Raw genomic sequence first — 23621 nt, 5'->3', positions numbered from 1 at the left:
ATCTGGCCGGAATCAGGAACTAATACTACTATTCACGCGCTATTCTACAGCAATTGTTAATTGGAGTACCTAATGGCACGCGATTCGTCCCCTATTTTGCGCCACCAGATCGACGCAGGCACCTACACCGACCAAGACAACGTCTTGCGTGAACTGGCGCGCAACGCGCATCTGTCGCCAGAGGAACGGGTCAAGATCACCAAAGACGCCGCACAGATCGTGCGCGACATCCGAGGCCACACCTCCCCCGGTATCATGGAAGTGTTTCTCGCCGAATATGGCCTGTCCACCGACGAAGGTGTCGCGCTCATGTGTCTGGCCGAAGCGCTGCTGCGCGTGCCTGATGCCGAAACCATCGACGCGCTGATCGAGGACAAGATCGCACCGTCCGATTGGGGGCGCCACATGGGGCACTCCACCTCGCCGCTGGTGAATGCGTCGACATGGGCGTTGATGCTGACTGGCCGCGTGCTGGACGATGACCAACCTGGCCCCGTGCGCCACCTGCGCGCCGCCATCAAACGTCTGGGTGAGCCGGTGATCCGCACTGCCGTCAGCCGCGCGATGAAGGAAATGGGCCGCCAGTTCGTTCTGGGCGAAAACATCAACGCCGCGATGGAACGCGCCAAGGGCATGGAAAAGAAGGGCTATACCTATAGCTACGATATGCTGGGCGAAGCCGCCCGCACCGAAAGCGACGCCAAACGCTACCACCTGAGCTATAGCCGCGCGATCTCTGCCATCGCGACCGCCTGCATTCACAAGGACAGCCGCAAGAACCCCGGCATCTCGGTCAAACTCTCGGCGCTGCATCCGCGGTACGAGGTGGCGCAAGAGACCTCTGTCATGCGCGATCTGGTCCCGCGCCTGCGGGCCCTTGCCCTGCTGGCGAAATCCGCCAACATGGGCCTGAACGTCGATGCCGAGGAAGCCGACCGTCTGGGTCTGTCGCTGGATGTGATCGAAAAAGTCCTGTCCGAACCTGCCCTGTCCGGCTGGGACGGCTTTGGCATCGTGGTACAAGCCTACGGTCCCCGCGCCGGCGTGGTGATCGATGCGCTATACGATATGGCGATCCGCCATGACCGCAAGCTTATGGTCCGCCTTGTCAAAGGGGCCTATTGGGACACTGAAATCAAACGCGCGCAGGTCAAAGGCGTCGAAGGTTTCCCCGTCTTCACCCAAAAAGCCGCAACCGATGTGTCCTATATCGCCAACGCCCGCAAACTGCTGAACATGACAGACCGGATCTATCCGCAGTTTGCCACGCACAACGCCCATACGGTCGCTGCTGTACTGCACATGGCCGAAGACAAAGAGAAGTTCGAATTCCAACGTCTGCATGGCATGGGCGAGACCCTGCATAACATCGTGATGGAGAAACACTGCACCCATTGCCGCGTCTATGCCCCCGTCGGTGCCCATGCCGATCTGCTGGCCTATCTCGTACGTCGCTTGCTGGAAAACGGCGCAAACTCGAGCTTTGTGAACCAGATCGTCGATGAAGACGTGGCCCCCGAAGTCGTCGCCGCTGACCCGTTCGACAATCTTACCGAAAGCGGCCTTCACATCCCGACAGGCCCCGAACTTTATGCCCCTGCGCGTGTGAATTCGATGGGGTTCGATCTGATGCACACGCCGACACTGGATGTCATCGAATCTGCCCGTGCCCCGTGGAAGGCACACCGCTGGGCCGCCGTGCCCCTGCTGCACGGAGAGGCAAAGCCCAAGAAAGCCGTGCGCTTGATCAACCCCGCTGCCTCTGGTCGCAGCCCCGGCACGGTGCGCAATGCCTCCGAGGCAGACGTGACCAAAGCACTCGACAACGCCGCCGTGTGGGACGCCCCGCTGGAAGAACGCCGCGAGGTATTGTTACGCGCGGCAGATATGCTGGAATCCCACTACGGCGAGATCTTTGCCCTGTTGTCACGCGAAGCCGGCAAGGGCCTGCCCGACTGCGTGGCAGAATTGCGCGAAGCGGTGGATTTCCTGCGCTATTACGCACAACAGGCGACCAACACGCCCCCTGCTGGCATCTTTACCTGCATCTCGCCTTGGAACTTCCCGCTGGCGATCTTCTGCGGGCAGGTCAGCGCGGCACTCGCAGCGGGCAACGCGGTGCTGGCAAAACCGGCGGAACAGACCCCGCTGATTGCCTTTCTTGCCGTGACCCTGCTGCATGACGCTGGCGTCCCCCGTCACGCGTTGCAACTGCTGCCCGGTGGCGGCGACGTCGGCGCGGCACTGACCTCGGACAAGCGGATCAACGGGGTGGCCTTTACCGGCTCGACCAACACGGCGCTACGCATCCGCTCCGCTATGGCCGAACATTGCGATCCCGGCGCGATCCTGATTGCGGAAACCGGCGGCCTGAACGCCATGATCGTCGACAGCACTGCCCTGCCCGAACAGGCTGTGCAATCAATCGTCGAAAGTGCGTTCCAGTCGGCGGGGCAACGCTGCTCTGCCCTGCGCTGCCTCTATGTTCAGGAAGACATCGCCGAAGACGTGATCGAAATGCTCGAAGGGGCAATGGACGCATTGGTTATGGGCAACCCTTGGGAGATCTCGACCGATGTCGGGCCGGTGATCGATGACACCGCGCAGCAAGGCATTGCCGACCACATCGACGCCGCCCGCGCTGACGGTCGGGTTATCGCCGAGCTCACAGCGCCGACTGCCGGCACCTTTATCGCGCCGACAATGATCCGCGTGAAGGGCATCGCCGATCTGGAGCGCGAGATCTTCGGCCCCGTTCTGCATATCGCCACCTTCAAGGCAACCGAGCTGAACAAGGTCGTCGATGCCATCAATGCGACCGGCTATGGGCTGACCTTTGGCCTGCACACACGGATCGACGACCGTGTGCAACATATCTCTGAACGGATCGAGGCGGGTAACATCTACGTCAACCGCAACCAGATCGGCGCGATCGTCGGCAGCCAGCCCTTTGGCGGCGAAGGTCTTTCAGGCACGGGGCCAAAAGCAGGTGGGCCGAACTACCTGCCCCGCTTCAGCGCGCCCGACCTCAAGGTGGTAGAGGAAGCATGGGACAGCACACAAAGCGACCTGCCCCGTCTGCCGGGTCACAGCGGAGCCTTCCTCGAAACCATCACCCTGCCGGGGCCCACGGGCGAATCCAACCGGCTCAGCACCCTGCCGCGTCCGGCGCTGCTGTGCATGGGCCCGGGAAAAGACACCGCGGCAGAGCAAGCCCGCGCCGTCACGGCCCTTGGCGGCAATGCGGTCGCACTTTCGGGCAGCATCGATGCGACGGCGCTGACCAATGGCCCGGCCTATGGTGGTGTCCTATGGTGGGGCGACGAGGCTACCGCACGCAAACTGGAGCAAGCCCTGTCTGAACGCGACGGGCCGATCATCCCTTTGCTGCGCGGGCTGCCTGACACCGCCCGTGTCCGCGCAGAACGTCACGTCTGCGTCGACACCACCGCCTCCGGCGGGAACGCGCAGCTTCTGGGGGCTGCCGGCTGATCTGACCAAGGGCGGGCGTTCCGACGCCCGCCCTTGACCACGCCCGCGCAATGGCTAAGGGTCAGCCCATGTTCCCCATTCGCGATCACAACCCGTCCGGCCGCACGCCCTATGTCACCTACCTGCTGATGGCGGTGAATATTGGCGTTTTCCTCAGTTATGTCGGGCTGTTCAGCGACGACCGCGCGCTCAACATCTTCTTTTTCGACTGGGCGCTCATCCCCGGCCGCGTCACTACGGGGGACGGCTATACCGGCATCTTCACCTCAATGTTCCTGCACGGCGGATGGATGCATCTGGCCGGTAACATGCTGTTTCTCTACATTTTCGGTGACAACATAGAAGACGAGATGGGCCACGGCAGCTATTTGCTGTTCTACCTCGCCTGCGGCCTGCTGTCGGCACTGGCCCATGTAATCTCGGCCCCCTATTCGCCAGTTCCTACGGTTGGCGCCTCTGGGGCGATCGCAGGTGTGATGGGCGGCTACCTCTTGCTGTACCCCAAAGCCAAAGTCGACATCCTGATTATCTTTATTGTGTTCTTCCGTATCTTCCCGATCCCCGCATGGATCATGCTGGGCCTGTGGCTGGGAATGCAGTTTATCGGCGGCGTCGGGGCGGACCCCACTGTCGGCGGCGTGGCCTATTGGGCCCATGCTGGCGGGTTTATCGTGGGGATGGTTCTCACCATTCCGCTTTGGCTACGGTTGGGTGGGCCAAAGTTCTGGTCGACCACCGATGGGCACCCGCCGCATCCGCAAGCGACCTATCCCGCAAGTGCCAGCCGCATCCCAAAGGTAAGACGCAAATGACCGCCAGCACCCACACCGCGGCCTGTCACTGCGGCAGTGTCACCCTCACCGCCACCCTACCAGACGGGCTGGCCTCTGCCACGCGCTGCACCTGTTCCTTCTGCCGCCGCCGCGCGGCACCGGCCGTCACGGCAATCACCAGTGCGCTCAAGGTAACCAAAGGCGCAGAGCATCTGACGCTCTACACCTGGGGCTCCCATACGGCGAAGCATTATTTCTGTAAGATTTGCGGCATCTATATGTACCACCAGCGACGATCCGACCCGGCGCAATGCGGGGTCAATCTGGGGTGTATCGAAGGGGCCACGCCCTGGACGCAGGAACCGATCCCCTACAGCGACGGCATAAACCACCCGTCAGATAAATAGCCGACGGGTGCTTCCAAATGGTATAAATCCTCGCCGAAGGCATCCCGCCCCCGGCAACCGGATCAACCGCGTGCGATTTTCGCAAATCCGCTGAACAGCGCCTCATTCGCGCAGACGATTTCACCATCGTCCAGAATGTTGCCTTCAGGATTCAGTGGCTCGACCATGCCACCGGCTTCACGCACGATCAACAGGCCCGCTGCCACATCCCATTTGTTCAACCGGCGCTCCCAATAGCCATCGTAGCGACCGGCGGCCACATAGGCCAGATCCAGCGCGGCAGAGCCCCAACGGCGCACACCGGCGCAGACCGGCAGGATGCGGCCCAGATCACGCAAGGTATCTGGCAAATCTGCGCGACCGGCGAAAGGCAGTCCGGTGGCAAAAATCGATTCAATCATACGCGAACGGCCCGAGACGCGCAGACGTCCTTCGTTCATCCACGCACCGGCACCCTTTTCAGCAAAGAACATCTCGTCCTTGGCGGGGTCGAATACAACGCCAGCAACGATCTGGCCTTTATGCTCTAGCGCGATGGAGACCGCCCAATGCGGCAGCCCGTGCAAAAAGTTGGTGGTGCCGTCCAACGGGTCGACGATCCAGCGCCGTGTGGGGTCTTGCCCCTCTTCGCCGCCGCCTTCCTCGGCCAACCAGCCATAGGTCGGGCGCGCGCTCATCAGTTCGGCTTTCAGCGTCTGTTCGGCCTGAATATCAGCGCGGCTGACAAAGTCGCCGGCACCTTTCATGGACACCTGAAGGTTCTCGACCTCACGGAAATCCTTGACCAGTCCGCGCCCCGCACGGCGGGCCGCCTTGATCATGATGTTTAGATTTGCACTGCCAACCATATTTCCGTGTCCTTTGATGGATCAGGCCGTGCGTATAAGCCCCCATACGGCATTTGCCAAGGGGGCAGCATCATCTGACGCAACGTGGCGCGCACGGTTCCCTTGCCTGCCTTCGATTAACATATAACGTCCCAGAAACATTGCTAAGGAGGAAAGCAAAATGTCCGACCAGATGAAACGAATTGTGCTTGCATCGCGCCCTGACGGGGCCCCGACGGCCGATAACTTCCGCCTCGAAGAGGGCCCTGTGCCCACGCCTGCCGACGGCGAAGTGCTTGTCCGCATCAAATACATGTCGCTTGACCCCTACATGCGCGGCCGCATGGATGACGCGAAATCCTATGCTGCACCGGTGCCGGTCGGCGGCACAATGGAGGGCGGTTCGGTCGGAGAGGTCATCGCCTCTAACAGCCCCGATTTCAAACCGGGCGACCATGCGTTCGGTATGCTGGGCTGGGCCACGCACGGCGTACTGCCCGCCAACCAGCTGCGCAAAGTCGATCCTGATCAGGTGTCGATCACCACGTCGCTTGGCGTTTTGGGCATGCCCGGATTTACCGGATGGCAAGGTTTGATGGAATATGGTCGCCCAAAGGAGGGTGAAACACTTGTCGTCGCCGCTGCAACCGGCCCCGTCGGGTCTATGGTTGGCCAGATCGCCAAGTCGCACGGGCTGCGCGTTGTGGGCATCGCGGGCGGCGCGGACAAATGCGCCATGGCCAAAGACCACTTCGGTTTTGATGAATGCATTGACCACCGCGCCTATGATGACGCGAAATCGCTGCGCGCCGCGCTTAAAGACGCCTGCCCCAAAGGCATCGACATCTACTTTGAAAACGTCGGCGGCAAAGTGCTCGAGGCCGTTATCCCGATGATGAACCCGCACGGGCGTATCCCGATCTGCGGCATGATCGCATGGTATAACGCCGGTGGGTTGGGCGCGAATGCTGCCGAAGAGTCGCTGACCGCGCCGAAACTGTGGCGCACGATCCTCGTGAACTTCCTCAGCGTGAATGGCTTCATCATTTCAAACCACTGGAACAACTTCCCCAATTTCCTCAAGGAAGTAGCCCCCAAAGTGGCAGATGGCTCCATCGCGGTGAAAGAGGACATCACCGAGGGCCTCGAAAACGCGCCACAAGCCTTCATGGACCTGTTGACCGGCGGCAACCAAGGCAAGGCCATCGTTAAGGTCGGCTAATACCACATAGGCGGGGGCGCACGCGCCCCTGCCCCATACCCACCCGAGCGAACAGCCCCCCGCACCCCTTGAAAAAAACGGCGTCACGTGTCATATATTTTACGACACATGACGAAAAGGAGTGCAGCCATGGGTGCGACGGCCTTTCAATCCGACAAAAGTGCAATTCCCTTGATCGACGTGGATGCAGATGGTGCCCTGCGCGCGTTTCACCTGCTGGGCGGGCGCAAGGTGATCAACCAGACGGTGCGCAACTCGCTTGAGGCGCATGATGTGATTGTCAAAGGCATCTCGTCCAAGGCGCTACTGCATCTGGTCGATACCGTGTCGGTGCTGTCCTCGGGCGACGCGCTGAACAAAGCGATCGGGATGAGCCTGCGCACCCTGCAACGCAAGAAGGCCGACAAGGGCAAGGATCGTCTGTCCATCGAGCAAAGCAGCCGTGCGTGGCGCTTTGCCGAGCTACTAGCGCAGGCGACCGATGTTCTAGGCGATCAAGAGGCCGCCGAGGCGTGGATGCTGGCCCCTGCCATCAGCTTGGACAACCGCCGTCCGATTGACCTGCTGTCATCGGCCGCGGGGGCCGAAGCCGTCGAAAACGCCCTCACCCGGATGGAGTACGGGGTCTACGCTTGACGCCTTTGCCGCCGCCCCTCGGGTCAGGCGCACTGCGTTTTTGGCGGCTGGATCAACGGCAGCATGCACCCACCTGGCATAGCGGCGAAGGCGCGTACCGTGTGGGCGGGCGCTGGAACAGCCGCGGCGTGCGGGCCGTCTATACCGCACTAGACCCTGCCACCGCGATCCTTGAAGTTGCTGTGCACAAGGGGTTCAAGGCGCTGGACACCGCGCATCATGTGCTGACATCCGGCCGTGTGATCGACCCGACCGCGGTTCATGTAGTGCAAAGCACGGATGTCCCGAACCCCAACTGGCTGGTGCCAGGCGCACATGGCGCAGGGCAGAAAAGCTTTGGCGATGCGCTGCTGCGCGATCATCTGTTCGTGCTGATCCCGTCCACCGTTTCGCGCCACAGCTGGAACCTGATCTTTGACGCGCATAAGGCCGCAGCGCAGTATGACGATGTGATGCAGGAAGACTTCGCGCTCGACCCGCGGCTGCACCTCTGACGGCGCAGCCGTGTGATGTCAGGCCCGTTGCAGCTTTCGCGCCTCTTCGCCTGCCAGACCAAGCAGCTTGGACATGAACGGCTTGTCCAGATCATCCTCGCGCACGGCAGCATACAGCCTGCGGGTGATGCCGTGTTCGGTCAGCGGACGCGTGACGTAATCATTGCTGTATTTCACTTCGCGCACGACCCAATCGGGCAGCACCGACACGCCTCTATTTGATGCCACAAGCAGCAGGATCACCGCCGTCAGTTCTACCTGCCGGATCGCCAGCGGTTCGACCTTGGCGGGGATCAGCAACTGGCTGAACACATCAAGACGTGTGCGTTCCACCGGATAGGTGATGAGCGTCTCGCCCCGAAAATCCGCCGCCTCGACAAAGGGTTTCTTTGCCAACGGGTGCGTGCTCGCGGCGACGAACACGGCCTTATAGTCAAACAGCTCAACAAACTTCACGCCCGGCAGATTTTCGGGATCGGAGGACACCACCAGATCCACCTCTTCGCGCAGCAAGGCAGGCAAAGCGTCAAAGGCCAGACCGGGGCGGATATCGACATCCACATCGGGCCAGCTTTTGCGGAATTGTTCGAGCACAGGGAATAGCCATTCGAAACAGGCGTGACATTCAATGGCGATATGCATCCGGCCTGTGCTGCCCGCCCGCAACCCCATGAATTCCGCCTGTGCGGCTTCTAGCTGCGGCAAGACCTGCTGCGCCAACTTGAGCAACCGCAACCCCGCAGGCGACAGCTTTAGCGGTTTGGAACGGCGCACGAAAAGTTCAACGCCAGCCTGATCTTCCAAGCCCTTTACCTGATGCGACAAGGCTGATTGGGTGATGTTCATTGTCTCTGCTGCGCGGGCCAGCCCGCCGGCCTCGTGAATCGCCTGAATGGTGCGCAGGTGACGGAACTCAATATGCATATGAGGCGTTCCTCATGTTGAAGATGAAAGTTATGAGTTTGTTTCACAACCACATCTGTGCGACAAGAGTTGAAAGCTAAAAACAGGATCGTAAAAATGACCAGCCCCGCCGTTTCATTCGAAGTCTTCCCGCCCAAGTCCGTGGACGCGTCGTTCCGTCTTTGGGATACGGCGCAGGCCTTGGCACCGCTGGCCCCGCGTTTCTTTTCCGTCACCTACGGTGCGGGCGGATCTACCCGTGACCTGACCCATGATTCGGCCCATGTTTTGCGCCGCACGTCCGGGCTGCCCGTCGCCGCCCACCTGACGTGCGTGGGTGCCAGCAAGGCCGAGACGCTGGAAGTCGCCAATAGTTTTGCCGAGATCGGCGTGACCGATATTGTCGCCCTGCGCGGTGATCCCGAAAACGGTGCCGCGACCTTTACCCCCCACGCCGACGGCTTTGCAGATAGTGTCGAGCTGATCGAGGCGCTTGCCAATACCGGCAAGTTCACCCTGCGCGTCGGTGCCTACCCCGAACCGCACCCCGAATCCCCGGATCAGGCGCAAAACGTCGAATGGCTAAAGCGCAAGTTCGACGCGGGCGCGGACGAGGCGATCACTCAGTTCTTTTTCGAGACCGAAACATTCCTGCGGTTCCGCGATGCCTGCGCGGCAGCAGGCATCACCAAACCGATCACGCCGGGCATCATGCCTGTGACCAACTGGAAATCGGCACGCAACTTTGCCACCCGTTGCGGGGCAAGCGTGCCCGTCGCACTGGACGAAGCCTATGCCGCTGCGATCCGGGATGACCGTCATGACCTGCTGTCCACCGCGCTTTGCACCGAAATGTGCAGTGAACTGGTGTCGGAAGGCGTCGAGAACCTGCACTTCTACACGCTCAACCGGCCGGAACTGACCCGCGCCGTGTGTCGCGCCCTTGGCGTGACGGCGCAAACATCGCTGTCCGACGTGGCGTAAGACCACCTCACAACTTGCCCTTGGGTCAAGAACAACGGCACTCTTCTCCGGCACGCAACTGCCGGAGATTTTTTTATGCCACGCCTTGCCGAAACACCCCAAGATTTACTGAGCCAGTCCGAAGCGCTTGCGCTTAGCGGGCTGGAGTTCATGCAGAAAATTCTGGACGGTACCAACCCCGGCCCGCCCATCGGTGCGACTATGGGCTATATGCTGCACGACATTTCGGACGGGCGCGCGGTGTTTCGCGGCACGCCCGAGTTCAACGTGACCAACCCCATGGGGACAGTGCACGGCGGCTGGTACGGTACCTTGCTTGATTCCGCGATGGCCTGCGCTGTGATGACAAAAGTCCCGCGCGGGTCGGTTTATACGACGCTGGAATACAAGATTAACATTCTGCGTTCGATCCCCTTGGGCATGCAGGTTGATTGCATCGGGACGACGGATCACGTCGGCCGCTCTACCGGTGTGGCGCATGGGGAAATTCGCGGGGTCGAGGATGGCAAGCTTTACGCAACCGGTTCGACCACCTGCATCGTGATGAAGATCGCCACCTAAGACGAAGGCATCGGGGCGTCTGGCCCGCCCCGATGCAACCAAGCTTATTCTGCTGCGATTGCGCTGTCGTTCAGCAAGGTCCACACTTTATGCGGCGTGAACGGCATATCGGCCTGACGCACGCCACGGTCCCACAACGCATCTTGTACCGCGTTCGACACGGCCGCCAACGCGCCGACGGTTCCCGCCTCGCCGCAGCCCTTCATCCCCATCAGGTTTGCCGTCGACGGCACGGGTTCAGAGTTGAAGGACACAAACGGCACATCCGCCGCGCGAGGGATCGCATAATCCATAAAAGAGGCTGTCAGCAGCTGGCCGTCTTCATCATAGACGACATGTTCCTGAATGGCTTGGCCAATGCCCTGCGCCACACCGCCATGGACCTGACCTTCAGCCAGCATCGGGTTGATCAAATTGCCGAAATCATCGACGACGGTATAGCGTTCGACGGTCACAACCCCTGTTTCGGGGTCAATCACCACCTCGGATACATGCGCCCCGTTGGGATAGCTACGCCCCGGCAGGGTCGCGCGTTCGTGATGCATCAACAGATCGTCGCGGCCCTTCTGGCGGGCCATCTCGGCGACCTCCAGCATGGTGGGCGTCATGTTCGACCCGTCTGCGCGAAAGCGTTCATCGTCAAAGCTGATCTGCGCCGCGGGCACACCCATTTCCTCGGACAGGAAGGCGGTAAAAGCATCGGTCATCTTGGCCACTGTGGCCAGCGTCGCCGTGCTTTGCGTGGTGACAGACCGCGAGCCGCCAGTGCCGCCGCCCTGTTTGATCAGATCGCTATCGCCCTGAATGACGTGGATCAGCTCTGCCGGAATGCCCGTCTGGTCCGACAGGAATTGCGCATAGACGGTTTCATGCCCCTGCCCGTTAGACTGGGTGCCGACATAGATAAACACGGTGCCATCGGCATTAAACTCGACCTTGGCCCCCTCTGCCGGATCGCCAAGGATGCTTTCGATATAATAGCACAGCCCCTGCCCGCGCAGCAGCCCCTTGGCTGCGTCCGCCGCCTTACGCGCGGCAAAACCGTCGTGATCCGCCTCGACCGCAACACGGGTCAGCAGACGGTTGAATTCACCCACGTCGTAAAGCTCGCCCGTGGCCGAGGTATAGGGAAACTGTTCGGGTTTGATAAAGTTGATCCGCCGCAGCTCCCACGGGTCGACACCCAATTCGCGCGCCGCACGGTCCATCAACCGCTCCAGCACATAAATCGCTTCGGGCCGGCCAGCACCGCGATAGGCGTCGGTCTGGACAGTGTTGGTGTAATATCCTTCGACCTGGAGCCACGTGGTCTGCACGTCATAGACGCCCATCAAAACCTTGCTGAACAGCAGCGCCTGAATGGGCTGGCCGAACTGGCTGTTATAGGCACCGAGGTTACATTTGGTGCTGACGCGGTACGCGGTGATCTTGTTGTTTTCGTCAAAGGCAAATTCCGCCAGTGACGTCAGATCGCGCCCGCCATTGTCGCTGAGCATGGCTTCGGTCCGGTCGGACATCCAGCGCACCGGACGCCCCAGGGCCCGCGCCGCCTGCGCAACCGAGAAGTATTCGGGATAAGCCGCGGCCTTCATGCCGAAACCACCGCCCGTATCGGGGTTGGTCACTTGCACATGATCGTCATCCAGCCCGAACACGCGCTTGAGGTTGCCCTTATGCACCCAAACGCCCTGCCCGTTGTTGGAAACATGCACCTTGCCGTCGGTCCATTCAGCATAACAGCCGCGCGGCTCCATCGCGTTGACGATGATACGGTTATCTCCGACGTTCAGGCTGACCGTTTTTGCCGCCGCGTCGAATGCCTTTTGCGTGGCCTCTTCATCCCCCATACCCCAGTCGAATGCCATATTGTCCGGCGCTTCGGCGTGCAGCGGCTCGCCGCCACGATCCAGCGTCATATGGGTGGGCAGATCGTCCACGTCGAACATGATCAGCTCTGCCGCGTCACGCGCCTGGTTCATCGTCTCGGCGATCACCACCGCAACAGGTTCCCCAACGAAACGCACACGGTCCTTGGCAAGCATGGGGCGCAACGGCTTGGCCCCTTGGCTGCCATTGCGGTTCTGCAACACCGTCGCGGCCATAGAGATATCCATGCCGGCAGCTTCCAGATCCTTGATTGTCAGGACAGCGTGGACGCCGTCTGCCTCAGCCGCATCAGAGACATCGAGCGTCGTGATCACCCCATGCGCGACAGGAGACCGGAAGAAATAGGCATGCAGCGCGTCGGCAGGCGCGATGTCATCCACATAGCGCCCCTCGCCGGTCAGAAACCGCACATCCTCAACCCGTTTGACCGGTTGGCTTTTCCCGAACTTTTCCATCTGGCGGCATCCTTTGATCATCTTCGTGGCTTTGCGCCCGACCTTAAGCGCGAAACCGGCGATGTCCATACGATGCGCGGCGAAAGCTGGCACCGCGACGCCAAGTTTTCAACGCCCCAGCCTTCCCCTTTACGCCCCGCTCGGCTAGATCATCCCAAAGCTTAAAGCGCTACGCTAAAAGAAGGACGCTGATCATGGCCCTCGACAAGAATTTTGACGCCGCCCAGGCCGAAGCCCGCCTCTATGCCGCATGGGAAGACGCCGGTGCCTTCAAGGCCGGTGCCAATGCCTCGCGCAAGGAAACCTTCTCGGTCATGATCCCGCCGCCCAACGTGACAGGGTCGCTGCACATGGGCCACGCGTTCAACAATACGTTGCAGGACATTCTGGTGCGCTGGCACCGCATGCGCGGGTTCGACACGCTGTGGCAGCCCGGTCAGGACCACGCGGGTATTGCGACCCAGATGGTGGTGGAACGCGAGCTTGCCAAAGACGGCAAGCGCCGGACCGATTTCACCCGCGAAGAATTCACCGCCAAAGTCTGGGAGCAAAAGCAAAAGTCCGGGGGCACGATCATCGGCCAGCTTAAACGTCTTGGCACCTCGCTTGATTGGTCGCGCAACGCGTTCACTATGTCTGGTGCCCCCGGTGCCCCTGCGGGCGAAGAAGGTAATTTCCACGATGCCGTGATCAAAGTGTTCGTGGATATGTACAACAAGGGCCTGATCTATCGCGGCAAACGTCTGGTTAACTGGGACCCGCATTTTGAGACCGCGATTTCTGACCTCGAGGTCGAATCCACCGAAGTCGACGGTCACATGTGGCACTTCAAATACCCGTTGGCAGATGGCGCGACCTACACCTATGTCGAAAAAGACGAAGACGGTAATGTCACCCTGACCGAAGAGCGCGACTATATCTCGATCGCGACAACCCGCCCCGAAACCATGCTGGGCGATGGCGCGGTCGCGGTGCACACATCCGACGAACGCTATGCCCCCATCGTCGGCAAACTCTGCGAAATCCCCGTCGGCCCCAAGGCACAGCGCCGCCGCATCCCGATCATCACCGACGAATATCCCGACAAGAACTTTGGCTCTGGCGCGGTCAAGATCACCGGCGCGCATGACTTCAACGACTACGGCGTCGCGAAACGCAACAACATCCCGCTGTACGCGCTGATGGACACCCGCGGTGCCATGCGCGCCGATGGTCTGCCCTATGACGAAGCCGCCGCCCGCGCACAGGCCATCGCCGAAGGCCGCGAAGACGCCCCTACGGACGCGACAGAGATAAACCTCGTGCCCGAAGAATACCGCGGCCTCGACCGGTTCGAGGCGCGCACAAAGGTCATCGCCGACATCACCGCCGAAGGCTTGGCCGTCATGGTGCCACCGACCGATCCGCGCTTGGGCAAGCCCGTCAAAGCCCCCCTCGCCCCCGAAGAAGGCGGCGAAGAACGCAACGAGGCGCTGGTCGCGCTGGTCGAGCCCAAAAAGATCATGCAGCCGTTTGGTGACCGGTCGAAAGTAGTGATCGAACCCATGCTGACCGACCAGTGGTTCGTTGAAACCTCGAAAATCGTACAGCCCGCCATCGACGCCGTGCGCAACGGCGAAGTGCAGATCCTGCCCGAGCAAGACAAAAAAGTGTATTTCCATTGGCTTGAGAACATCGAACCCTGGTGCATCTCGCGTCAGCTGTGGTGGGGGCACCAGATTCCGGTTTGGTTCGACGACGAGGGCAAGGAATACTGCGCCGCGACCGAAGCCGAAGCGCAAGCAATGGCACCTGGTAAAACCCTGACCCGCGACCCCGATGTGCTCGACACGTGGTTCTCTTCCGGTCTTTGGCCGATCGGCACGCTTGGCTGGCCCGAGCAAACGGACGAGCTGGCGAAATACTTCCCCACCTCGGTGCTGATCACCGGTTTCGACATTATCTTTTTCTGGGTCGCCCGAATGATGATGATGCAGTACGCCGTGGTCGATCAAAAGCCGTTCGACACCGTCTATGTCCATGCACTGGTGCGCGACGAGAAGGGCAAGAAGATGTCCAAATCGCTCGGCAACGTGCTGGACCCGCTGGACCTGATTGACGAATACGGCGCGGATGCGGTCCGCTTCACTCTGACGGCGATGGCCGCCATGGGGCGCGATCTAAAACTGTCGACCGCACGCATTGCCGGCTACCGCAACTTTGGCACCAAACTGTGGAACGCCCACCGTTTCGCCGAGATGAACGGCGTGTTTGAAGATAACGTCGAGACGGTGAACTACACCAGCCACACCCAAGTCGACCACACGCTGAACAAATGGATCATCGGCGAAACCGCCCGCGTCCGCGAAGAGGTCGACGCCGCACTGGATAACTATCGCTTCAATGACGCGGCCAATGCGCTTTATGCCTTTGTCTGGGGCAAGGTTTGCGACTGGTATGTAGAGCTGTCCAAACCCCTGCTGCAAGACGACGCGCCAGAAGCCGCCGAGACACGCCAGACGTTGAAATGGGTGCTGGATCAGTGCCTTGTTCTGCTGCACCCGATCATGCCCTACATCACTGAAGAGCTGTGGCAGACCACCGCAACCCGTTCCAAAATGTTGGTGCATGGCGACTGGCCGACCTACAGCACGGTCGACATGCTGGACGCCGATGCCGACCGCGAGCTGAACTGGGTGATCGGCCTGATCGAATCCATTCGTTCAGCGCGTGCGCAGATGCACGTGCCTGCCGGACTAAAAGTGCCTATGCTTTATACCGACATGGACGCCGCTGGCCAAACCGCATGGGACGGCAACGAGGCGATGATCAAACGTCTGGCACGGGTCGAAACCTTGGATAAGGCAGAGACTTTCCCCAAAGGCACCGTCTCTATCGCGGCACCAGGGGCCAGCTTTGGCTTGCCGCTGGCCGGCTTGATCGACATCGACGCTGAAAAAGCACGTCTGCAAAAGTCGCTCGACAAGCTAGGCAAGGAAATCGGCGGGCTGAAAGGACGTTTGAACAACCCAAAATTCGCGGCCTCCGCCCCTGCCGAAGTTGTCGCCGAAGCCCAAGGCAATCTGGATGCACGGCAAGAAGAAGCAGACCAGCTTCAGGCCGCGCTGAACCGCTTGGCGGAACTGGGATAATCCGGGCTGCTTCCAAATGGCCTCAAATCCTCGCCGAAGGCATGAAACTCTTTTGATGCACCAAAAGAGGCCTTCGGCGAGGATTTTTTACCATTTGGAAACGGATGTCTGCACAAGATGATCTGCGGTCCTCGCTGGGAAGCAACGATCGTCCATTTGGAAGGCCCCGTCTGAGCAATCAGGCGGGGCTGACTTTTTCGCGGCGTTAGTCTTTGAAAACCGCGGGACGTTTGCCGAACTCTGCGGCGATAACCTCCATCTGGTGCGGGCGTCCTAGCAGCGCGGCCTGTTCGCGGGATTCCGCCAGCAATACGGCATCCGCATCGCCTACCTCGGCAAAGGCGGTGAGACGTTTAGCGGCTTTTATCGCGCTCGGGCTTTTGCCGGCGATTGTGGTGGCGAGCGCCATCGCGGCGGCCAGCGGATCTTCGGTGATTTGGGTGATCAGCCCCCAGCGTTCGGCCTGTTCTGCCCCGATGGGTTGTGCGGTATAGGTCAACAGCCGCAACACATCGCCACGCACCAGTTTGGGCAGCAACACCATGCCGCCCATATCCGGCACGATGCCCCATTTCATTTCCATCACGGCCATTTCGGTATCGGGGGCAGCGATGCGGATATCGGCCCCAAGGGCCAGCTGCAGGCCCGCGCCATAGGTCTTGCCGTGCAGTGCCGCGATCACGGGCACGCCGACGCGGGTCCAGACCATTGCCACCTCTTGCCACTGGTTCGTGGTCCCGTCGCCGTGGGTACGCGTCATCATCCGTTCGGTCGGGTCACCGTCGGCGAGCGCGCCCATGCCACCGATGTCGATGCCTGCGCAGAACGCCTTGCCCTCGCCCGAAATGACCACCGCCCGCGCATTTGACGCAGCCACCTCGTTTCCGGCAGCGATCACAGCGTCAATCATGTCTTGGTCAACGGCATTCATTTTGTCGGCGCGGGTCAGGCGCACATGGGCGATGTGGTTGTCATAGGTGACGGAAACGCGGCTCATAGGATCCTCCTTGAATTTTGGCTAGTTTGGCCACGAAGTCTGCGTGTTGCAAAGCGAAACGCTACGGCACCCAACACCGCGCGCGCTGGTGCGGATGTGGCTTGCCCGAAGGAGGTCAGATGCAGTAACTGGAACGCATGACACAGTATCGCCTCACCCCGCTTGCCGACGCCCTGCCCTCTACCGTGCCGTTTGTCGGTCCTGAAACACAGGAACGCGCCATGGGCCGCGCCTTTGACGCGCGGCTGGGGGCGAACGAGAACGTCTTTGGCCCGTCCCCCCGCGCGATTGATGCGATGGCTAAAACCGAACAGTGGATGTATGGCGATCCCGAAAGCCATGATCTACGCGCGGCCCTTGCAGCGCATCATGGCATCACGCCCGAGAACATCATCGTTGGCGAAGGCATCGACGGGTTGCTGAGCTATCTTGTACGCCTCATGGTGGCAGACGGCGACGCGGTCGTGACGTCTGACGGGGCCTATCCGACATTTAACTATCACGTGGCGGGCTTTGGTGGGGTGCTTCACAAAGTGCCCTATGCAGACGATCACGAGGATCCGGCGGCGCTGTTTGCCAAGGCCGCCGAGGTAGACGCCAAGCTGGTCTATCTGGCCAATCCAGACAACCCCATGGGCAGCTGGCACGACGGACACGTCATCACCCGCGCGCTAGAGGCTTTGCCGCAAGGATGTCTGCTGGTGCTCGACGAGGCCTATGTCGATTGCGCCCCCGATGGGACCGCCCCCGACCTGTCTGCCGATGATCCGCGCCTGATCCGCATGCGCACCTTTTCCAAGGCGCATGGATTGGCAGGGGCGCGGGTCGGCTATGCCATCGCTGCGCCGGATCTGATTACGGCCTTTGGCAAGGTGCGAAACCACTTTGGGATGAACCGTGCTGCCCAAGCAGGCGCCCTCGCTGCGCTGCAAGACAGCAACTGGCTGGCGCATATTCAAGCCCAGATTGCCAGCGCACGCGACCGGATCTCGCAGATCGCATCTGACAACGGGCTGACGTCCCTGCCCTCTGCCGCGAATTTCGTCGCAATCGACTGCGGTGCTGACGGCAGCTTTGCCAAGGCGGTGCTGGACGGGCTGGTGGCGCGCGGTGTCTTTGTGCGCATGCCGTTTGCCGCGCCGCAAAACCGCTGCATCCGCGTCAGCTGTGGCACGCCGGAAAACCTTGATGCTTTTGCCGCGGCCTTGTCCGCGGCACTTGCGGATGCGCGAAAAACCTGATGCGGCGAGGGCGGGGTTAGGCCCCGCCGATCACTTTCGCTGCGGCCTCTAGGGCACCCGTGCCGCGTTTGATATCAAGCGCGGACATGCCGGCCTCTATCCCGCCAAGCATCCCCATGACCATTTGCCCGTTCACATGCCCCATGTGACCCAAGCGGAAGAACCCGTGGCTTTCGGGGCTGTCTTTGGGGGCCATGCCCAGACCGATGCCCAACGTAAGACCGATGTTCCCCTCGACCCAGTCGCGCAACTCTGTGGCCTGTGGTGCCTTTAGCCGCAGCGCCGTGACAGCGTGGCTGCGCAGGGCGGGATCGGCGATGTTTAGCGCCAGATCACCCGCCCGCCCCCAGGCATCGCAGGCGGCCCATACCGCCCGCGCCAGCGTTTCGTGCCGGCCCCAGACGGCCTCGATGCCCTCGTCGTGGATCATATCCAGCGCGGCCCGCAGTCCATAGATGTGATGCGTAGGGGCCGTGCCACAGTGGTACTGGAAGAACTCTTGCGGGTTGGCGCGCGGGGTCCAGTCCCAGAACCGGCTGACCCGTGGCAGTGCCTCGCGCACGGCGGCGGCGCGGTCGTTAAAGAATACAAAGCTGACACCGGGCGGGACCATCAGCCCCTTTTGACAGGCGGTGACCATGACATCGACGCCCCAGTTATCCATCTCGAACCGGTCGCACGCGAAGGAGGCGATGCAATCCACCATTAGCAACGCGGGGTGATCTGCAGCATCCAGCGCAGCGCGCAGTCCGGCGATATCATTGACCACCGAGGTCGAGGTATCCACATGCACCGCGAGCACGACCTTGATCTCGTGGGCTGTGTCCGCCTCTAGCCGCTCTGCGATCTGATCGATATCCATGGCGGATTGCAGGCCGAAATCCATGACCTCCACTTCTGCGCCAAGCCCTGTGGCGGCATCGCCCCAACCGATTCCAAATCGCCCGGTTGCCGGCACCAGCACCTTGTCGCCGGGGGCCACGACATTGCTCAGCGAGGCCTCCCAAGCGGCGTGGCCGTTGCCAATATACATCGCTACGTGATGCTGCGTGCCCGCGATACGCCGCAGATCTTCCATCAGGGGTGGCATCATATCAACCAACTCTCCGGCATAGATATTGGGGGCCGGACGGTGCATCGCGTTCAACACAGCCTCGGGCATCACCGACGGACCGGGGATCGCGAGATAACCGCGCCCTTGCGACAGATTGCGGAATTTGGTCATGGCACCAGCCCTCATATGCAGGAAGAATTTCATGCAACTTATCCGCAAGCAGCGCGGCGTCAATCACACAAACCACGCGGCGCTGCTTGCCCTGCCCCTTAGGGCTGCGTAAACTCGTAGGCATATATGCCCAAAGGAACCCGGCCTTTATATGAGTGATGTGACCTATTCCTCGCGCGAGCTGCTGACTTGGCTCTGGCGCGACTACCTCAAGAAACACATGTGGGTATTGATCGTGGCGATCATCTTCATGTCGATCGAGGCCTCGACCATGGGCGGGCTCGCCAAGCTGATGCAGCCGATGTTCGACCAGGTATTTGTCGCCGGCGACAGCGGCGCATTGCTATGGGTCGGTCTGGTGCTGGTGGGCATCTTTGTGCTGCGGGCTGTGTCCGGGGTGGTGCAAAAGGTGCTGCTGACACGCATAAAACAAAAGTCCGCCGCTGATATGCGGATTGATCTGCTGGACCGGATGATGGTGCAGGACGGCGCGTTTCACCAAGAGCATCCACCGGGGTTTCTGATCCAGCGGGTGCAATCGGATGTGAATGCCATCGGGTCGGTCTGGCAGGCCGTGATCACCGGTGCGGGGCGCGACCTGATCGGGTTGATCGTTCTGCTTGGTGTTGCGATCTCTATTGATCCGGTCTGGGCGCTGCTCGCCTGTATCGGTCTGCCACTGATGGTCATGCCCGCCGCATTGGCGCAACGCTTTGTGCGGGCGCGGTCGCGCGAGGCACGCGATCTTGGCGCAACCCTGTCGACCCGTTTGGACGAAGTGTTCCACGGTATCGTGCAGATCAAGCTTAACGCGCTAGAGAAGTATCAGGCCAAGCAATACCGCGACCTGACTAGGACCTATATCCGCACCGAGGTGCGCGCCTCTTTCGGGAACTCGGCCATTCCGGGGATGATCGACATTATTTCGGGCATCGGGTTCATGGCCGTGATCCTGTATGGCGGCAACGAAATCATCGAAGGCGACAAGACCATCGGTCAATTCATGACCTTTTTCACTGCCATGGGCTTTACCTTTAACCCGCTGCGCCGTCTGGGCGCGATCAGCGGGCTGTGGCAGACCGCTGCCGCAGCGCTTGAACGGCTCAAAGAGCTGATGGACGAGCCGGTGCATCTCAAGTCGCCAGCCAATCCGGTGCCTGTGCCCACAACGCCCCCCCATATCGCGCTGGAAGGCGTGAGCCTGTCTTACGGCGAAGCCAAGGTTCTGGACGATCTGACATTGCATGCTGCTGCAGGCGAGACGACGGCGCTTGTCGGGGCATCGGGGGCGGGCAAGTCGACCATCTTTAACCTGTTGACCCGCTTGATCGACCCGCAAGAGGGGAGCGTGACAATCGCAGGCGTGCCTCTGGCTGACATGGACATTCCCGACCTGCGCGGCTTGTTCTCTGTCGTGACGCAAGAGGCACTGTTGTTTGATGAAACCCTGCGCGAAAACATCGTTTTGGGCCGCGAGAACGTCACCGAGAAAGAGCTGCAACAGGCGCTGGACGCCGCCCATGTCTCTGACTTCCTGCCCAAGCTGGAGCACGGTCTGGAAACCCGCGTCGGGCCGCGCGGCTCTGCGCTGTCGGGCGGGCAACGTCAGCGCGTCGTGATCGCGCGAGCACTGCTGCGCAACACGCCGATCTTGCTGCTGGACGAAGCGACCAGCGCGCTGGACGCGCAGTCTGAAAAGGTTGTGCAGCAAGCGCTGGACCGGCTGTCACAAGGGCGGACAACCTTGGTCATTGCGCACCGTTTGTCCACCATCCGCGGCGCGGACAAGATCGTAGTCATGGATCGTGGTCGGGTGATGGACGAGGGCAAACACGAAGACCTGCTGGCGCGTGGCGGCATCTATGCCGATCTCTACCGGTTGCAATTCGAGGACGGCAAAACCGTCACCGACGGGCGCAACCTGGCAGCGATGCGGCGTATGGAGCGCGGCCTAAAACCCATTGAACCGAACCTGCTGCAACGCATCGGGCTTCGGCTGTTCGGCACCTAGCCTAGGCGGCGACGCTGACTACTTAGCATATCCCTCGGCCAGTCTGGCCGGGGCGACCCCTGCGAAATAACGGATCAACGTCCAAAGGTTCCGCGACCCGCGCCGTAGCCAACCTTGGCGCATATATTTATCCGCCGACGTCACCGCTGTGACCTCTAGCCCCACCAGCTGCCCGCGCAAGGCGCGCACAAGGGCCACATCCTCCATCAGCGGCTGATCGGGATAGCCCCCCACGGACTGGTACAAACGTCGCGGCAGCAACAGCCCCTGATCTCCGTAGGGCAGCCCCAGACGGCTGCGCAGGTTGGCCCAAGCCGCCACCGCCTTGCCCGCAAGCCCGCCCTGATCGAACTGAAGCTGGAACCAGCCTGCCTTTTCACCACGCAGATGTGCAATGACTGGCCCCGTCCACCCCGGTGCAAGCCGGGTATCAGCGTGGAGCACCAACAACCATTCCGCTTTCGCCTTGGCACAGCCGCGCTGCAATTGCCCGCCGCGCGACGGCGTACCAGCCACGATCTCTGCGCCCCAAGCTTCCGCCAATGTCAGGGTCATGTCATCCGAGCCCCCGTCGCTGATGATCAGCTCGCGGATAAGACCCGCGTCCAACCCCTCCATCAGGGCGGTGAGGCAATCGGTCAGGGGCGCTTCGGCATTCAAGGTGGGAATGACAACAGATATAGGCGCGCGCATGGTTGCCCCTTTCAGCTTCGAATTGCGCTGTTATATGTCATGTTAATCATTGAAAGGACAAGCGATATGACCAGCCGCCGCATCCTGAGACTATCAGGCCCCGACACCCGCGACTTTCTGCAAGGCCTCGTTACCAACGATATCCGCAAGCTGGATCAGGGCCCGATCTACGCCGCGATCCTGACGCCACAGGGCAAATTCGTCACCGATTTCTTTCTTTCGGCGGACGGCGATGCCGTGCTGTTGGACGTTGCCGAGGCCGATGCCGACGCGCTGGTGCAGCGTCTGACGCTGTACAAGCTGCGCGCCGACGTCACCATCGACGCGACCGGCCTGTATCTGCACCGTGGCCGAGAAGACGCGCCCGAGGGGTCCTATACCGACCCCCGCGACGCCCGCATGGGCTGGCGCGCCTACCGCGACATGCCGCAAGAGGATGATACGACCGACTGGGATGCCCTGCGCGTCACCTATATGATCCCCGAGTGCGGCGCAGAGCTGACCCCGGACAGCTTTATCCTCGAGATGGGGTTCGAGCGACTGAATGGCGTCGATTTCCGCAAGGGCTGCTATGTCGGGCAAGAGGTCACCGCCCGCATGAAGCACAAAACCGAATTGCGCAAAGGGCTGGCCCAAGTCGAGATTAGCGCCCCCGTTGAAAAAGGCACCGCCATCACTGCGGACGGCAAGCCCGCCGGGACGATCTTTACCCGCACCGGCACGCACGCACTGGCGTACCTACGCTATGACCGTGCCACAGCCGCGATGCAGGCCGGCGACGCCACCGTGACGATGGTGACCGACGGCTAGGGCGGCGGATGCCACACCGGCCGACCGCTTTGCGCAAATTTCAGGCAGTCTAAAGCAAGGGCGTAGGCACACCGTCTATTTAGTTGCAAATTAGCAACAAACACCCGTTTCGCAAACGTTTCACCCCATGTCGGTCGGCATTCACGCCGCTTGCACAACGCAAAAGAGCCCCGGCATCACCGGGGCTCTGCAGTGCAGCGAAGCTATGACGTAGCGTCACATCAAAGCTTAGGCGCGTTCGGAATATTCCATCGTTTCGGTGTTCACGATGATATCTTCGTCCTGACCGACGAAGGGCGGGACCATCACTTTGACGCCGTTATCCAGGATCGCTGGCTTGAAAGAATTCGCCGCAGTCTGGCCTTTGACGACCGGCTCTGTCTCGACAATTTTGCAGGTCACTTTCTGGGGCAAGGAAGCGTTAAGCGCTTCTTCCTCGTGATACTCCACGACAACCATCATACCGTCTTGAAGGAAGGGACGGCGTTCGCCCAAAAGCTCTGCAGAAAGCTGCACTTGCTCGTATGTTTCGGTGTCCATCAGAACCAGCATACCTGCGTCTTCATACAGGAATTGTTGGTCTTTTTGCTCTAGGCGGACCTTTTCAACCTTATCAGCGCTGCGGAAGCGTTCGTTCAATTTCGACCCGTTCCGAAGGTTGCGCATTTCGACCTGAGCAAAGGCACCACCCTTGCCCGGTTTGACGTGATCGACCTTGACCGCCGCCCACAGACCACCGTTATGCTCAAGCACATTTCCTGGCCGAATTTCGTTCCCGTTAATCTTTGGCATGTATCAGCACCGTAGCCTTAAAGTTGAAGAGTGATTGGCCCGACCTATATATATCAACGTCGACCCCCGCAAGACAGCGC

General features: G+C 60.8%; 19 protein-coding genes. 12 read left to right on the top strand and 7 right to left on the bottom strand.

Translation table 11 applies throughout. From position 1 onward, the window contains the following. Positions 1 to 72: 72 nt before the first annotated feature. From putA to E5180_RS01495, 3 genes are all read left to right on the top strand, one after another. Positions 73 to 3492, top strand: a complete 3420-nt coding sequence (gene putA, locus E5180_RS01505; protein ID WP_138922842.1) for a bifunctional proline dehydrogenase/L-glutamate gamma-semialdehyde dehydrogenase PutA — start codon at positions 73 to 75, stop codon at positions 3490 to 3492. 68 nt (positions 3493 to 3560) lie between these two features. Continuing rightward, positions 3561 to 4304 carry a rhomboid family intramembrane serine protease gene (locus E5180_RS01500; RefSeq protein ID WP_138922841.1) on the top strand — a complete coding sequence of 248 codons (744 nt, stop codon included), beginning with the start codon at positions 3561 to 3563 and terminating at the stop codon, positions 4302 to 4304. After that, a complete protein-coding gene (locus tag E5180_RS01495) occupies positions 4301 to 4672 on the top strand; it encodes a GFA family protein (protein ID WP_138922840.1) in 372 nt (123 codons plus the stop codon). Before E5180_RS01500 ends, E5180_RS01495 begins: the two co-directional genes overlap by 4 nt. 62 nt (positions 4673 to 4734) lie before the next feature. Here E5180_RS01495 and E5180_RS01490 read toward each other — a convergent pair whose 3' ends face one another. Continuing rightward, complete coding sequence (locus E5180_RS01490) at positions 4735 to 5520, bottom strand: inositol monophosphatase family protein (RefSeq protein ID WP_138922839.1); 786 nt, start codon at positions 5518 to 5520, stop codon at positions 4735 to 4737. A 160-nt stretch (positions 5521 to 5680) separates the two neighbouring features. Here E5180_RS01490 and E5180_RS01485 point away from each other — a divergent pair, with 160 nt between their 5' ends. The 3 genes from E5180_RS01485 (at position 5681) to E5180_RS01475 (ending at position 7851) form a co-directional block, all read left to right on the top strand. Continuing rightward, positions 5681 to 6721, top strand: a complete 1041-nt coding sequence (locus tag E5180_RS01485) for an NADP-dependent oxidoreductase (protein WP_138922838.1) — start codon at positions 5681 to 5683, stop codon at positions 6719 to 6721. 129 nt (positions 6722 to 6850) lie between these two features. Further along, on the top strand, positions 6851 to 7357 hold the full coding sequence (gene parS / locus E5180_RS01480; protein WP_138922837.1) for a type II RES/Xre toxin-antitoxin system antitoxin: 507 nt from the start codon (positions 6851 to 6853) through the stop codon (positions 7355 to 7357). Further along, the gene (locus E5180_RS01475; RefSeq protein ID WP_138922836.1) at positions 7354 to 7851 is read left to right on the top strand and encodes an RES family NAD+ phosphorylase; all 498 of its coding nucleotides are present in this window, start codon (positions 7354 to 7356) and stop codon (positions 7849 to 7851) included. Before parS ends, E5180_RS01475 begins: the two co-directional genes overlap by 4 nt. A gap of 18 nt (positions 7852 to 7869) precedes the next feature. Here the strand turns inward: E5180_RS01475 and E5180_RS01470 are convergent, their stop codons facing one another. After that, entirely contained in the window at positions 7870 to 8775 is a 906-nt protein-coding gene (locus E5180_RS01470) for a LysR family transcriptional regulator (RefSeq protein WP_138922835.1), read from the bottom strand. 96 nt (positions 8776 to 8871) lie between these two features. Between E5180_RS01470 and metF the strand changes: the two genes are divergently transcribed. Continuing rightward, the gene (gene metF / locus E5180_RS01465) at positions 8872 to 9738 is read left to right on the top strand and encodes a methylenetetrahydrofolate reductase [NAD(P)H] (protein WP_138922834.1); all 867 of its coding nucleotides are present in this window, start codon (positions 8872 to 8874) and stop codon (positions 9736 to 9738) included. A gap of 75 nt (positions 9739 to 9813) precedes the next feature. Next, complete coding sequence (locus E5180_RS01460) at positions 9814 to 10299, top strand: PaaI family thioesterase (RefSeq protein WP_093732389.1); 486 nt, start codon at positions 9814 to 9816, stop codon at positions 10297 to 10299. A gap of 44 nt (positions 10300 to 10343) precedes the next feature. Here the strand turns inward: E5180_RS01460 and E5180_RS01455 are convergent, their stop codons facing one another. Next, on the bottom strand, positions 10344 to 12641 hold the full coding sequence (locus E5180_RS01455) for a xanthine dehydrogenase family protein molybdopterin-binding subunit (protein WP_171048963.1): 2298 nt from the start codon (positions 12639 to 12641) through the stop codon (positions 10344 to 10346). A gap of 194 nt (positions 12642 to 12835) precedes the next feature. On the opposite strand from E5180_RS01455, the gene E5180_RS01450 reads away from it, so the two are divergent. Beyond that, positions 12836 to 15772, top strand: coding sequence for a valine--tRNA ligase (locus E5180_RS01450; RefSeq protein WP_138922832.1), 2937 nt, complete (start codon positions 12836 to 12838; stop codon positions 15770 to 15772). A gap of 205 nt (positions 15773 to 15977) precedes the next feature. Here the strand turns inward: E5180_RS01450 and E5180_RS01445 are convergent, their stop codons facing one another. Beyond that, positions 15978 to 16769, bottom strand: coding sequence for a crotonase/enoyl-CoA hydratase family protein (locus E5180_RS01445; protein WP_138922831.1), 792 nt, complete (start codon positions 16767 to 16769; stop codon positions 15978 to 15980). A gap of 137 nt (positions 16770 to 16906) precedes the next feature. On the opposite strand from E5180_RS01445, the gene E5180_RS01440 reads away from it, so the two are divergent. Then, positions 16907 to 18010: a pyridoxal phosphate-dependent aminotransferase gene (locus tag E5180_RS01440; RefSeq protein WP_138922830.1), complete on the top strand. Its 1104-nt coding sequence runs from the start codon at positions 16907 to 16909 to the stop codon at positions 18008 to 18010. A gap of 16 nt (positions 18011 to 18026) precedes the next feature. Here the strand turns inward: E5180_RS01440 and E5180_RS01435 are convergent, their stop codons facing one another. Beyond that, positions 18027 to 19235 carry a pyridoxal-phosphate-dependent aminotransferase family protein gene (locus E5180_RS01435; protein WP_138922829.1) on the bottom strand — a complete coding sequence of 403 codons (1209 nt, stop codon included), beginning with the start codon at positions 19233 to 19235 and terminating at the stop codon, positions 18027 to 18029. A gap of 151 nt (positions 19236 to 19386) precedes the next feature. On the opposite strand from E5180_RS01435, the gene E5180_RS01430 reads away from it, so the two are divergent. Beyond that, positions 19387 to 21246, top strand: a complete 1860-nt coding sequence (locus E5180_RS01430) for an ABC transporter ATP-binding protein (protein ID WP_138922828.1) — start codon at positions 19387 to 19389, stop codon at positions 21244 to 21246. Between the two features lie 18 nt (positions 21247 to 21264). Here the strand turns inward: E5180_RS01430 and E5180_RS01425 are convergent, their stop codons facing one another. Next, positions 21265 to 21939 (bottom strand): TIGR04283 family arsenosugar biosynthesis glycosyltransferase, encoded by a 675-nt coding sequence (locus tag E5180_RS01425; protein WP_138922827.1) that lies wholly within the window; start codon positions 21937 to 21939, stop codon positions 21265 to 21267. A gap of 66 nt (positions 21940 to 22005) precedes the next feature. Between E5180_RS01425 and ygfZ the strand changes: the two genes are divergently transcribed. Beyond that, entirely contained in the window at positions 22006 to 22749 is a 744-nt protein-coding gene (gene ygfZ / locus E5180_RS01420) for a CAF17-like 4Fe-4S cluster assembly/insertion protein YgfZ (protein WP_138922826.1), read from the top strand. 228 nt (positions 22750 to 22977) lie between these two features. On the opposite strand, the gene efp is transcribed toward ygfZ, so the two are convergent. Continuing rightward, the gene (gene efp / locus E5180_RS01415) at positions 22978 to 23541 is read right to left on the bottom strand and encodes an elongation factor P (RefSeq protein ID WP_093732381.1); all 564 of its coding nucleotides are present in this window, start codon (positions 23539 to 23541) and stop codon (positions 22978 to 22980) included. Positions 23542 to 23621 lie beyond the last annotated feature (80 nt).

The organism is Sulfitobacter sp. BSw21498 (assembly GCF_006064855.1).
Lineage (GTDB): Bacteria > Pseudomonadota > Alphaproteobacteria > Rhodobacterales > Rhodobacteraceae > Sulfitobacter.
The sequence above is the reverse complement of the archived record's forward strand: the minus strand, read 5'-3'. Positions and strand labels throughout refer to the sequence as shown.